Source organism: Holdemania filiformis DSM 12042 (genome assembly GCF_000157995.1).
Lineage (GTDB): Bacteria > Bacillota_I > Bacilli_A > Erysipelotrichales > Erysipelotrichaceae > Holdemania > Holdemania filiformis.
Genome location: NZ_GG657554.1, coordinates 46177 through 58218 on the forward strand (window position 1 = coordinate 46177; position 12042 = coordinate 58218).

At 50.8% G+C, this 12042-nt stretch carries 12 protein-coding genes; 4 read left to right on the forward strand and 8 right to left on the reverse strand.

All coding sequences use genetic code 11. The annotated features are described in order from the left end of the window. Both HOLDEFILI_RS19590 and HOLDEFILI_RS05175 read right to left on the reverse strand, forming a co-directional pair. Positions 1 to 1235, reverse strand: a 1235-nt coding sequence (locus HOLDEFILI_RS19590; RefSeq protein WP_167317120.1) for a BglG family transcription antiterminator, incomplete at its 3' end; no start/stop codon positions are given. A 272-nt stretch (positions 1236 to 1507) separates the two neighbouring features. Next, positions 1508 to 2782 (reverse strand): four-carbon acid sugar kinase family protein, encoded by a 1275-nt coding sequence (locus HOLDEFILI_RS05175; RefSeq protein ID WP_006058443.1) that lies wholly within the window; start codon positions 2780 to 2782, stop codon positions 1508 to 1510. Positions 2783 to 2925: 143 nt separating this feature from the next. Between HOLDEFILI_RS05175 and HOLDEFILI_RS05180 the strand changes: the two genes are divergently transcribed. Further along, the gene (locus tag HOLDEFILI_RS05180) at positions 2926 to 3720 is read left to right on the forward strand and encodes a sugar phosphate isomerase/epimerase family protein (RefSeq protein ID WP_039864067.1); all 795 of its coding nucleotides are present in this window, start codon (positions 2926 to 2928) and stop codon (positions 3718 to 3720) included. Positions 3721 to 3769: 49 nt separating this feature from the next. On the opposite strand, the gene gluQRS is transcribed toward HOLDEFILI_RS05180, so the two are convergent. From gluQRS to ispF, 5 genes are all read right to left on the reverse strand, one after another. Next, positions 3770 to 4768, reverse strand: a complete 999-nt coding sequence (gluQRS, locus tag HOLDEFILI_RS05185) for a tRNA glutamyl-Q(34) synthetase GluQRS (protein ID WP_208854949.1) — start codon at positions 4766 to 4768, stop codon at positions 3770 to 3772. A 212-nt stretch (positions 4769 to 4980) separates the two neighbouring features. Further along, positions 4981 to 5835: an anti-sigma-V factor rsiV gene (locus tag HOLDEFILI_RS05190; RefSeq protein ID WP_006058446.1), complete on the reverse strand. Its 855-nt coding sequence runs from the start codon at positions 5833 to 5835 to the stop codon at positions 4981 to 4983. Between the two features lie 3 nt (positions 5836 to 5838). Continuing rightward, positions 5839 to 6333: an RNA polymerase sigma factor gene (locus tag HOLDEFILI_RS05195; protein WP_006058447.1), complete on the reverse strand. Its 495-nt coding sequence runs from the start codon at positions 6331 to 6333 to the stop codon at positions 5839 to 5841. 297 nt (positions 6334 to 6630) lie between these two features. After that, complete coding sequence (locus HOLDEFILI_RS05200; RefSeq protein WP_006058448.1) at positions 6631 to 6930, reverse strand: hypothetical protein; 300 nt, start codon at positions 6928 to 6930, stop codon at positions 6631 to 6633. Further along, entirely contained in the window at positions 6927 to 7409 is a 483-nt protein-coding gene (ispF, locus tag HOLDEFILI_RS05205; RefSeq protein ID WP_006058449.1) for a 2-C-methyl-D-erythritol 2,4-cyclodiphosphate synthase, read from the reverse strand. The genes HOLDEFILI_RS05200 and ispF overlap by 4 nt, the downstream gene beginning before the upstream one ends. 375 nt (positions 7410 to 7784) lie before the next feature. Between ispF and HOLDEFILI_RS05210 the strand changes: the two genes are divergently transcribed. Together HOLDEFILI_RS05210 and HOLDEFILI_RS05215 are read left to right on the forward strand one after the other, a co-directional pair. Then, entirely contained in the window at positions 7785 to 7988 is a 204-nt protein-coding gene (locus HOLDEFILI_RS05210) for a helix-turn-helix transcriptional regulator (protein ID WP_039864070.1), read from the forward strand. Next, complete coding sequence (locus HOLDEFILI_RS05215; protein WP_006058452.1) at positions 7985 to 8413, forward strand: hypothetical protein; 429 nt, start codon at positions 7985 to 7987, stop codon at positions 8411 to 8413. Before HOLDEFILI_RS05210 ends, HOLDEFILI_RS05215 begins: the two co-directional genes overlap by 4 nt. A 192-nt stretch (positions 8414 to 8605) precedes the next feature. Here HOLDEFILI_RS05215 and HOLDEFILI_RS05220 read toward each other — a convergent pair whose 3' ends face one another. Next, a complete protein-coding gene (locus HOLDEFILI_RS05220) occupies positions 8606 to 9520 on the reverse strand; it encodes a LysR family transcriptional regulator (protein ID WP_006058454.1) in 915 nt (304 codons plus the stop codon). Positions 9521 to 9688: 168 nt separating this feature from the next. On the opposite strand from HOLDEFILI_RS05220, the gene HOLDEFILI_RS05225 reads away from it, so the two are divergent. Next, the gene (locus HOLDEFILI_RS05225) at positions 9689 to 11914 is read left to right on the forward strand and encodes an oxidoreductase (RefSeq protein ID WP_039864071.1); all 2226 of its coding nucleotides are present in this window, start codon (positions 9689 to 9691) and stop codon (positions 11912 to 11914) included. Positions 11915 to 12042 lie beyond the last annotated feature (128 nt).

A 12042-nucleotide genomic window follows, 5' to 3' on the forward strand; every position in this document is an offset into this window, starting at 1 on the left:
AGCAGGTCCTTCAGTTCCAGATACATGTAGCTGGAAATCGCCACGCCGTTTTCACAGACGAAGATCGCGCGGGGATTCGCCGCCGCCTGATCCATCTGCTTTTCCCGCCGCAGCCAGCCGCCGTAAAGAATCGTGATGAACCCGATCTCTTCCTCGGGAATCGGTTTGTTGAGCGTCTTTTCCAGCGGATAGATCGACCGCCGGGTCAGATCAAACAGATAGGTGTAGCGGTTTTTGATGGCTTCAAGCATTTCATTTTCAATGTGAAAGTCGTAGAGGATCCGGTAATAAGCCGCCTTCCAATGCTGAAAGATGTAATCGACCAGCTGTTCCTTGTGATTAAAGCGAATGCAGCTGACTGTTTCAAAAGCTTCGATCATTTCATAAACAGACAGATAAATATCCATATCCTTCGCATCATGATTGTCGGACATAAATCGGAAGTTTGAAGTTAATAACAACAAGGTCAGATACAAGTATTCCTCATCCGGGCAGGTATTCACATTGGACAACAGATCCCGCGCCACCTCGTATTCCCGCGTATGACGGAAGGAGTGCGCGCTGACTTCAAAGTCTTCAATGATCTGTCCCTGCTGGATGCGGCGGAAGACAATCGTTAAAAAATACGGCAGAAACTTCATCACCTGATCGGTAAACCGGATTTTCAGCTGCTTCTCAATCAGATTCAGCTGCCGGTCCAGCGTTTGAATCTGTTCCGGACGGATTTGGAGAATGCGGTTGAGGCGCGGACTTTCCAGCTGATTGATGACGCTGTTGAGCGCTTCGCTGAGCAGCTGACGGCGGTTAAATTCGCGGCCGGTCAGCAGATATCCGAATTCCCGGGAATAGCGCAGCTCCAGATTAAACCGACGTATCAGGATCTGAAGTTGTTTCAAGGTACTCAAAGCGGTGTTCTTGGAGATTTCCAGAATCGAAACGAAGTGATTCAGCGTCACGTCCGGCATTCCCAGCAGAATGAGGATACTGATCTGCAGGCGCTCCTCATGCGAATAGACATAGCCGCTTTCCGGTTCAGCCTTCTGCATAAACAGCTTCATTGAAGCTTGTTCATTCAGAATGAAGCCGCCTTGCTTTGTCCGCTGGATGACCGGCAGATGTTCCCATTGCAGCCAGGCGTTGATCTTCCGCATCGAGTAGTTTAATTGTTTGCGGGAAAGGCCCAGCATTTTTTCAATGTCGCTGCTTTTGATCATCGGGTTTTGTCGAATCAACATTACGATCTGGGTACTCCGTTTATCCAATATCAAGGCTTTCCCTCCTTTCCGACCCCCGCCTTGGATGATTCCATTATAGCGGCGGGAGAATTTTGCTGCCGGGCGGTTGATCCCGGATTTGGGGTCAGACTGTGCCCCGGAATTGGTCTGACAACGAAACAAGAAACAGATTCGCCCTCGTTTTTCTGATAAGGAACCAGCGGTCTTTCGCTCGCGGCGTTATTCGCAGATCAAAGCGCAATTGCCTTAAAGCCCTTCCCGCAAGGTCTAGCTTAACGATGGCGCAGGTAATCCGCCGCACTGATAAAGAAAGAATCAGAACCAAAGCTGCCCGATTTCAGGATAAAAAGCAAGGGGCCGCAATCGCTGTAAGCAAAGGTGGAGCACAGTCCGGGTTCCAGCTCGTCGACAATCTCCATCATCTCCATCTTCATGTGTTCGATAAAGCGTGCGGAAGTATCTCCGCCCGCGGACAGAACCCGGGAAACTGAGCTGTCGCGAATCACATCGTGAACCAGACTGGCCAGTCTTGACGAGAGTTCCTGCGCGGTCTGCGTTTCCGTCCAGCCACATTGCCGGCCCCGGTCTTTGGTCTGACGCACCACGGCGGCGTCATTTTGAAAATAAACGAGCGGGATCAAGTCTTTGTCCAACGCAACTTTCATTCGAGCTTTCGCCTGTTCTGCCTGACGCAAGGCGGTCTGCTTATCAAACAGCGCGAGCGGATCAAGCACCACTGAACAGCTCTGCGGCGTTTGTTCAAACAGCTGGATCTGCTTGTGCGTCTGCGGCGTCAGACTGCCGGCTAAAATCATCGTTCTTGTTCCTAACGTCGGGAACGTTCGCGGCTGAGGCGCATGTTCCGCCCAATAAATGGCCAGTTCCTCAGCCAGTCCGCTGCCGCCCAGGAAGATTTTCTCCTGATGGACAGCGGCGGCGATGATTTTTAAGTCATCCTGCGTTTCCCCATCGAAAATCAGATAGCTGCATTCTTGTTTCGACCGCTCGACAAATGCTTTCAGCGCTTCGGGACCGCGGCGGATTTCCGCCAGTGTCGCGATCTTCGTTTTCCGTTGGGATTGTTCCTGAATGATCCGGGCCAGTTCCGATTCATGGATGGGATTCACCGGATCGCTGCGGAAGGGACTGGCCGCGATTTTCTGACCGTGGACATAATGAATTCCCTGGATCGTCTGCCGTCCATTTTTGATAAAAGCGGCGCTGACAATGCCAAAATCTTCGCCGGTTTCATCGAGCAGCGCGTCGAACTCCGCGCCGATGTTGCCGCGAAAAACTGAGCAGGTCTTCTTATAGAAGCGTCCGCAGCCTTCCGCTTTCATTCGGGACGCAGCCTGCCTGACCTTGCGGTAAGCCGTTAAAGACGAATCGAACCGCGAATCGGTATCTTGAATCAGAACCTCTGTATCCGCGGGAAAATGGCCGTCGGTCTTCTGCGTGATCCGTGTCGTCAGGCCTTGTTTTGCCAACATCACGCCGATATCCTGCGCACCGGTAATATCATCTGCGATTATTCCTGTTTTAATCATTACAATCACCCTTTTTATCGTATGACACCCCAAGAGGGAATGCAATTTCAATGTCGGGGCAAGCGTTTGACAATATTTGGATTGAACGTCCGGGGGAAACTGAATCGGAATTTTATAATAAGGACCAGAAAAGGAGGTCTTTTATGAAATTAGGTTGTTGTACGACGATCGGGAACTACCGTCAGGTTTACGAAATGGGTTACGATTATATCGAATTGCCGGGTTTTGAGGTGGCGGCTCAGTCAGAGACGCAGTGGCAGGCATTCCTGCAGGAAAAAAATGAGCTCGGCTTGCCGGTTCTCGGTTTTAACGCTTACAGCGCAGGCCAGCCGGCAATCGTCGGCCCCTCCTGCGACGATCAGGCCACTGCCGATTACGCGCGTCGGCTTGTTCAGCGGGGCGCGCAGGCGGGGATCGTCAATCTGGGAATCGGGGCTCCGGCCGCCCGGAAGCTGCCCGCAACGTTTTCCCGCGATGAGGCCGCCCGTCAACTGATTCGATTTTTACAGATCACTGCGGATATCGCCCGGCCTTACCATCAACAGGTCTTATTGGAAGCGCTGCATGACCAGTGCTGCGACTTGGGTCATGATCCGGTCGAAGCTTTGGCGTGGATTCAGGAAGCGAACCGGGATAACATCGGTCTGGTTCTGGACTTTTATCACAGCGCGGCGATGGGTCAGACCATCGATGACCTGCGTCCGTTTGTTCCCTGGCTGCGGCACCTGCATTACAGTCAATGCGGCGATCATCTGTACCGTGGTTATCCCGACGCTTCAGATCTTCCCGCATTGCGGAAAATCCGCCGCCTGATCCAGCAGGCAAACTACGATCTGACGTTCAGTCTGGAATCGGATAACGCTGATTTCATGCGCTGCGCCCAAACTTCGCTGACCTTGCTTCATCAGGTCTTCGACGAACCTGCATCAGAATTTTGACGCAAAAAAGCGACGCTGTTTCGGTACACAGACCGGCAGCGCCGCTTTTTTATCCCTTAGATTCAATTTCTGAAAAGTCCGCGGTTACGACAATCGGCTCACGCCGGACCTTCGACCAGGCAAACTCGCCGATCAACTCCCGCGCCGTGACCGGTTCAAAATCATCGCGCAGGCCCGTCATCCAGGCTAGCTTTCCGATCAGCTCCGGCGCGCTCCAACGTTGACGCAGCTCGCCCAGATCCAGCGCCTGATCCCGTTTGGATAACCGCTGCCCATGTTCGTTGATTAACAGCGGAATGTGGTAAAACTCAGGGACAGGCAAGCCAAGACAATGATAAAGATAAATCTGGCGGGGTGTGGACGATAACAGATCCATTCCCCGGACAACCTCGGTGATTCCCGTTAATCCATCGTCAATGACCACCGCCAGCTGATAGGCGAACACGCCGTCGGAACGCCGCACAATAAAATCACCGCAGGTCTGATCCAGCCGCGACATTCCCTGTCCCTGAAGTCCGTCCTTCAACGCGATGACCCGATCGTCCACCCGGATCCGCATTGCCGGCCGGCGGGTTTTCTCAAGCGCATATTTTTCCTCTTCGCTTAAATTTCGGCAGCGACCGCTATAGAGCAGTTCCCCATCTGTTCCGTGCGGAGCGCTGGCGCTGTGCAGATCCGCCCGGCTGCAGTAACAGGGATAAATCAATTGCTTCTCCCGCAGCTCGCTGAGCTTTTCTTCGTAGATTGCCGTGCGCTCACTTTGCCAGAGCGGCGTTTCATCCCAATCCAATCCCAGCCAGCGCAAATCATCCAGGATCTGTTCGGCATATGCGCGCCGGCTGCGCTGCGGATCCAAATCTTCAATCCGCAGCACCCAGGATCCCTGTTGAGAACGCGCAGACAGCCAGCTTAACAACGCCGCCGTCACATTGCCCAGATGCATCCGTCCGCTGGGACTGGGCGCAAACCGCCCCCGAACTCGACCTTTTTCAACCATAACCTTCCCCGCTTCCATTTCCTCACGATGTCCGCTTCCGCTTATTTCCAAACACCTGCTTTTACCGCCGGCTCTGAATGTTTTTATGATAAAACTTTTCCACGCAAAAGTAAAACAGACCGTTCGTTCTGATCCGGTCTGCTTACACTATTTATATTCCAGTTCTCTTCTTACCCCTTCCTTCAGGGTTTGACATTCCATTTTCCCAGCGTTAATCTTTGCCATTACCGCGATGCCTGACTTCTATCCTGATATCCAACCGCTTACTTGAGTAATGGCAGATTCAGAATGAATTCCGGCGTCCCGCTGGATCCCGGCGCGATTTCATATTCATCGAAAACAACGACGACCTGACGGTTTTCATTGATATAAAACTTCTGATCAGCCTTCAAGCCTGAATAACCGCCTTCTTCACTGAAATCAAAGAACGAAGATGGATCTTCAGCCAGACGCTGTTCAATTTGAGCTCGGATTTGTTGATCCGCCGCTTCCAATTTATCCTGTCCTATCACTTCCGTCAGCGTCAGCTCCTGTCCGGTTTCCAAGTCCAGATTAAAGAAATAGCGCTGATCATATCCGCTGGCCATCGTGGTTGTCGTGTCGATTGAGAAGCTCAGCAGCGTTCCCTGATTGTAATGAATGTGATAATCCGCATAGAAGTCCACCGGGGAATACGGCTCCTCCTGTCCGGCAGCCTCTTTTTTCAACGCTTCGGCTTGTTCGCGGGCTTCAGCGGACAAATGATCCAGTTCCTCCTCAATCCGCTGATTAATCTGTTTCTCGAATTCCGCGTTGCCGCTGTTTTCAACTTTCGGCAGCGTGATGTGAATCACTTCGTTTGCGTCTTCCTTATCGATCTGCACACCCGTCACGATCCGCAGAAATTCGCCGATCACCGGCAAATTCGCCACATTCTGTGCAAATACCGGCGACACGTGCATCATCAGGGTAAAACAAGCTGCCGCGGCCGCAAAACTGATCAAGCCCTTCAACCCCCAACGGACTTTCCGCGCCGGACTTTGCCCCTGAGCTATCGCCTGTTTCACACGCATGTCCAGCTGCGGGGGCAGCGGTTGGTTCTGATATTCTTCTTTTGCCTTTTTCCAAGGTTCCTGCATTTTCTACACCTCCTGTTTCAATTGTGCTTTCAGTAATTCCAGTCCCTTATAGACCTGGGATTTGATCGTATTGACATTGGTTTGCGTCGCCGCCGCAATCTCGTCGAATTTCATTTCTTCAAAGAAGCGCAGGATGATCACCGTCCGCAGCTTCGGCTCCAAAGCCATGACCGCTTGAAACAGATCGCTGTACTCCACCGGCGACGCATCCTGGGTATAGCCCTGATATTCCTGCAGCGATGCCTGGCGCTGACGCTGTGTGATCTGTTTCCGGCATGTGCCGTTGGCCTCATTGATACAGATCCGCACTAACCACGTCCGGATATATTCCGGCTGCCGGAGCTGGCCAATCTGCGAATACGCCTTGACGATCGTTTCCTGGACGACATCCAGCGCCGCCTGTTCCTCTTTCACGATGGAAAACGCGATCCGATACAACATCGTTTGATGGTCCAGGATCGTTTTTTCCAACAGTTTCTTTTTTTCTTCTTTGTTCATGAGTCCGCTCCTTCCGATCTAAAATCAGATTGCCGCCGCGATTATCACCTCCGATTTTAGAAAAAGATCTTTTTCCGGGTTCTGCTTAATTAGGTGCTCAACCTGCGGAAAAAGTTGAAATCTACTCTTCTTTTTTTAACTTCTTAATTATTTCGTTATTAAGGAAAACAAAAAACCCTCTTTTCCGCAGACAACCGGGATTCAGGAAAAGAGGGAATTCAGTTTACACGGAGGCCGGGAACGATCAACAAAGTCAGGTCTTTCGCAACTCCTGCCGCAAACGAAATGGAGTTTTGTCTATCGGAAAGCCTGGCGGCTGCGCATGACCAGAAAGGTCATGATGCTGGGATCGATCAGGTTCAACAGATTAAACGACAGATCGACGTGGTTCAAAACATTGATCAGGAAAATCGTCGCGCACATCGTCCAATATAAACGCAGCCCCAACAAACGCCCCTGCATCAAAAGCGTCAGACACCAAAGACTGATCGCCGCGATTCCCAGCATCATCCAGGCCTGACTGAACAAACTCTCAACCGCGATGATTGCGTTGTATATCAGACTCAGCTGCAGCCAGAAACGACAGAATTTACTCATGCTTCCGCTTTCTCCAACAGGACGACGGCCTGCGCCAGCACGCCTTCTTCCCGGCCGACAAAGCCAAGCTTCTCTCCGCGCGTCGCCTTGACGTTGACCTGATCCTCTGCGCAATGCAGCGCCTGCGCGATGTTTTGGCGCATCAGCGGAATATGCGGAGCCATTTTCGGGCGTTCAATCATGATCAGCGCGTCGACATTGCCAATGCAATAGCCTTTGCTTTCCATGAGCTTCGTTACCTGTTCCAGCAGAAGCAGGGAGCTGATCCCCTTGTATTGCGGATCGGTATCCGGGAAATGCTTTCCCAGATCCCCCTCGCCCAATGCCCCGATCACCGCTTCCGCGATTGCGTGAAGCAAGGCGTCAGCGTCGGAATGACCGACTAACCCTTTCGTATGTTCAATTTCAACACCACCCAAAACTAAACGGCGGCCTTCCGCCAGCTGATGAATATCGCTTGACTGTCCAATTCTAAACATGCCTTATCCTTCTTTCTTTTCTGTTTTTAACGCCGATTTCCCAGATCCAGCCGCTGCTTCTTCCTGCCTGGGGAATGGGAAACAAATCCTTCTTTCTTTTATTATAAAGAATACGGCGTAAAATCACATCCTTTCTCTGAAATATTTTATAAGTACTTTTCCCTTCTATCCTTCTCCCTGGTTAAAAACTGAGCGCCAAAGATTAGAAAAGCAAGTCATTGAATGAATCATCTCCCAAAGACTGACAGCTTCATTTCAATCTTGTTTGTTCCATCCATTCTCAACTCCAGAGACAAATGGAAAGTTAACTTGACATAGAGGTCAGACGTGCTATACTATAATGGAAAGCAAGCTTTCCACGAATGGAGGAGGTTTATGAAGAACAGACTGGAGGCGCTGCGTAAAGCGCGCGGCATCAAACAGGAAGAATTAGCAGCTGCCCTGGAAGTTTCCCGGCAGACGATCGGCTCGCTGGAAAACGGCAGGTATAATCCGTCGATTTTGTTAGCTTTTAAAATTGCCCGCTATTTTGACGTCAGCATTGAAGAAGTTTTCATTTATGAGGAGGAATCAAAATGAAGAAAAGAAACGCGCTTCTGCTTACCGCGGCCGGATTACTTTTGATCGCCGCTGGTTTACTTCTGCTTCGCACATCTAATTTCTCCACCGATAATCTGCCGGCACTGCCTTATCTTCTGATCGGCGTTGGCTGCGGCGTTTTCGGCCATGGCGCCGGCGCAGGAATCAGCCAGCACGCCTTGAAAAACGCGCCTGAGATTCAGAAGCAAATCGAAATTGATCAACGGGATGAACGCAACGTGCAGATCGCCAACCGGGCGAAAGGCAAAGCTTACGACGCGATGATCTTTATTTTCGGTGCTTTAATGGTATCGTTCGCGCTGATGAACGCGGATCTCTTTGTCATCCTGTCCTTGGTCGCCGCCTATCTGTGCGTCGTCGGCATTTCAATTTACTATCGCGTCAAATTTGACAAAGAAATGTGAGTTTAAAGGATTTTAATCTTAGCTCCGGCGAATTCCGCCGCGGAATCCGCTGATCAAAAGCTGCAGCGCAAAGGGTCGCATCCTTTCTCGTTGCAGCGTTTTTTATCCACTTTGACAAACAAAGTCCGCCAATCGCTTCACTTGATTTCTAAGTGAATGAAGACTGTGGCCGCTCTGTCCGCTGCGCTTCTTTTATAAATCTGCTGTCAAAAACCGCATCGGCAGAAAATCATTGGGATGTCGCATAAAATAATTCTGGAAATAGTCCAATAACGGTTTTAATTCTTCCCTGTCGTTCTGCCGGAAAATCATTCCCAGTTTGATCGCGGAAAGTTCCTCTAACTGCGTTACTGAAAAGCAGTCCTTTTCACTGGGCAGCGCAAGCGTCATGATCGGTATTTTCCGCGCCAGTGAAATCGCTTCTGCTTGTTCAGGTGTTTCAAAATAGATCACTTCGATATCCAGTTCCGGAGACCGCAGAATCTGATCCAGCCGCGCAGCATTTTGCGTCCGGTCCGGAGGCAGGGTCAGGACCTGCTTATGTGATAAATCTGAAAGCCGCAGCTTTTCTTTTCCATAAAACGGATGTCCCTGAGGAATCTTGCAGCAGTTGGGACAATGAAATAAAGGGATGCAATCTAAATTGCTGGAAAGCGGCTCGCTGCAGTCCGCCAAAAGTTGAATATCAATCTTATTCTGCGTCAGAGCTTGATTGGTTTCCGGCAGCCGGCACACGACATAATCAAAGCTAACGCCCTGAAATTGCCGCTGCGCCGCCATGCACACCTGGGGAACAACATGAATCAGATAACTGTAAATCCCAATCCGCAATTGAGCGGGCAATGTTACGGATCGCTGGCGCGCACCGGCAACGGCGCGGTCATAACGATCAAGCACATCCTCCAGCTGATCTATGAAGTAACGCCCACTGGGCGTCGCCTTGACGCCGTCATGAAGACGGTAAAACAAAGAAAATCCAAGCTCCTTTTCAATCATCAGCAGCTGCCGCGTCAGCGCGGATTGTGAAAGATACAGACAGGTTGCCGCTTTGGAGATACTTTGACAGCGATCTAAGATTTTAAGCATTTTAAGATGTTGTATATTCATGGCACTTCCTCTTTTTCTAACTATAATAAAAAAACAAGTCCGATTCAAGCGTCTTCAAGCTATGCAAAAAATTGATAACCCCATGCACAGATAGCATAACTGGAACGATCGGTCTATGCCATAATGGGTTCAAGGAGGAATTGTCTATTTTTTGACAAAGTGAAGAGAATGGAGAAAAAAGGGATTTCCCGCCGCGCCTTTTTAAAGGGCGCCGCGGTGACGGCCGTTTCCGCCGCCGTCGTGTCTGTTTTACCAGGTTGTGAAACCAAGCCGGAAAGTGAAGCTTCAACGCAATGTCCGCCATGCCCAAGTCCTTCCGGATCGTCAGTGTATACGCTGAATCCGCAGGATTATGATTATCGGGACACCAACACAGATTTTGCGACACTGTTTTCCGATTGGAAATTCGGTGGATTAACCCTGCATCATCGCATGGTAAAATCCGCGGCGGGTTCGGATACTGCCGGCAGCGAGCAGGAAATTTGCGCTTATTACAGTAATTTTGCCAAGGGCGGCGTAGAAATGGTCTGGGTTGAAGACTACGCCAACGTTTTTGATCATTATACCAGTCCGCGGAAAAAATCCAAAGAGGAGGCGCACTTAGCCGCATTGGCGAAAGCGGTGCATGACGCCGGCGGTTATATCGGTTATCAGCTTTCCTGTATGGGACAGTCGTTTTCCGGCTTTGATCCGGCGACGGCCGCGCAATATGAATCGGCTTATGCCGAGTATTTGAATGAAGAGGAAATCAGGAATTTAAAAAGTGATTTCATCAACGGCGCAATCTATTTGAAAGAACAGGGCTTTGACGCCGTTGAAATCAACGCGGCCGGCAACAATATCGGTCAGGCCTTCTTTTCCCGCCAGCGAAATCATCGTGAAGATGAGTACGGACCGCAGTCGTTTGAAAACCGCGCCCGTTTTGTCGGTGAGATCGTCGCCGGGATCAAGGAAGCCTGCGGTTCTGATTTCCCGGTCCAGATTTTAATCAACGGAATTGAAGAAAACGATATTGAGCTGGGCGAGGCTTCCTTATCCACAACGGTGGAGGAAAACTGCGAAATCTGCAAGGTCTTGGAAAATTATGGTGCGGATTCCCTGCATGTTCGTCTGGGCGTCTTCCGAATGCATGTCAATCAGTTTGCGTCCGATTTATACTTCACGGGTTATGGAATCGAAGGAACCGCCACCAACGGGGCGCAGTTTGACTTCTCCCGGCATTTCCAGGGCAAGCTGCTGGCCAATCATTCCGGCTGCGGCATGATGCTGAACGTTGCGAAACAAATCAAAGACGCCGTTTCGATTCCTGTGGGAACGGTAACCTATATGGATCCTGCCCACGCGCCGAAAATGTTTGAAGACGCGTTGAAGGATGGCCTGTGCGACTTCCTGTTGATGACCCGGCCGCTGACCGTCGATCCGCAATACGTCAACAAATTAAAAGAAAAACGCTTCGATGAAATTGCCCCTTGCACGCGCTGCCTGCATTGTCACTTTGACTATGATGAAGATGGCAAGATTTATGAACATTGCCGCGTCAACGCCGCGACCCAGCGGGCTTATCGTGAATCAATGCCGGAAGGCGATGTTCCGCTGCCTGCCGAAACAGCGCGGAAGGTGATGGTCATCGGCGGCGGTCCGGCCGGACTGGAAGCAGCGCGGATTGCGGCGGAGCGCGGCCACAGCGTAACCCTGTATGAAAAGAAAGGTGTGCTGGGCGGACTCCTGTCCTTCGCCAATGCGGTGAAAGGTCCGCATGAAAATCTTGAGGATTTCCGGAAATACTTAGTCCGGCAGCAGGAGCTGAAAAACGTAAAAGTGGTTTTAGATACCGAAGTCACTTCCGAAATGATTAAAAAGGAAGCGCCGGACGCTGTCATCCTGGCCGTCGGCGGCGCTCGTCCAACGCTGGGACTCAGCGCCAGTTCAAAGACCAACGTCATCTCAATCGAAGACATCGCTTCCGCTAAGATTGGCAGTGAAGTGACGATCGTCGGCGGAAATCTACAGGCGGTCGACGCGGCGCAGTATCTGATCGCCCAAGGCAAACACGTGACCTTAGTTTCCAGCGAAAGCAAAGACAAGCTGGATAAAGGACAATCCGCCTGGGTAAAAACATTTACAATCCCGATGTTGTATGCACGCGGAACCCGCCTGTGGCCGAATGCGCAGGTAACCCGCGTTAATGAGGGGACCATCACGATTCATGGAGAAACCGGTGTCGAGATGGAAATCCCGTGCGACACCGTGATCGAAGCCCTGGATATGCTTCCAAATTCATCGCTGATTGAAGGTCTGGACGGAATTGAATGCTACGCCGTCGGCGATTGCGATAAACCGTGGAATATCGCGGAAGCGATTGCCAGCGGAAACCTGACAGCCCGTAAAATCTAAGTAAAAACGCCCCATCCTTATATTATAAAAGTGTGAACGATTCAGAGTCTTCCGCGCTGTTTTGCGGCAAGGGAAATTCTGATCCTTCACACTTTTTCATTTGTTTCGTTATCATCCACTCACTCCAC

Bases quoted from the DNA above. Each gene is read 5' to 3' on its own strand.
- HOLDEFILI_RS05180 (WP_039864067.1), top strand. From the start codon at position 2,926: ATGAAATTAGGTTGTTGTACGACGATCGGGAACTACCGTCAGGTTTAC.
- ispF (WP_006058449.1), bottom strand. From the start codon at position 7,409: ATGTTTAGAATTGGACAGTCAAGCGATATTCATCAGCTGGCGGAAGGC.
- HOLDEFILI_RS05175 (WP_006058443.1), bottom strand. From the start codon at position 2,782: ATGATTAAAACAGGAATAATCGCAGATGATATTACCGGTGCGCAGGAT.
- HOLDEFILI_RS05195 (WP_006058447.1), bottom strand. From the start codon at position 6,333: ATGAACAAAGAAGAAAAAAAGAAACTGTTGGAAAAAACGATCCTGGAC.
- HOLDEFILI_RS05215 (WP_006058452.1), top strand. From the start codon at position 7,985: ATGAAGAAAAGAAACGCGCTTCTGCTTACCGCGGCCGGATTACTTTTG.
- HOLDEFILI_RS05225 (WP_039864071.1), top strand. From the start codon at position 9,689: ATGGAGAAAAAAGGGATTTCCCGCCGCGCCTTTTTAAAGGGCGCCGCG.
- HOLDEFILI_RS05220 (WP_006058454.1), bottom strand. From the start codon at position 9,520: ATGAATATACAACATCTTAAAATGCTTAAAATCTTAGATCGCTGTCAA.
- HOLDEFILI_RS05190 (WP_006058446.1), bottom strand. From the start codon at position 5,835: ATGCAGGAACCTTGGAAAAAGGCAAAAGAAGAATATCAGAACCAACCG.
- HOLDEFILI_RS05200 (WP_006058448.1), bottom strand. From the start codon at position 6,930: ATGAGTAAATTCTGTCGTTTCTGGCTGCAGCTGAGTCTGATATACAAC.
- HOLDEFILI_RS05210 (WP_039864070.1), top strand. From the start codon at position 7,785: ATGAAGAACAGACTGGAGGCGCTGCGTAAAGCGCGCGGCATCAAACAG.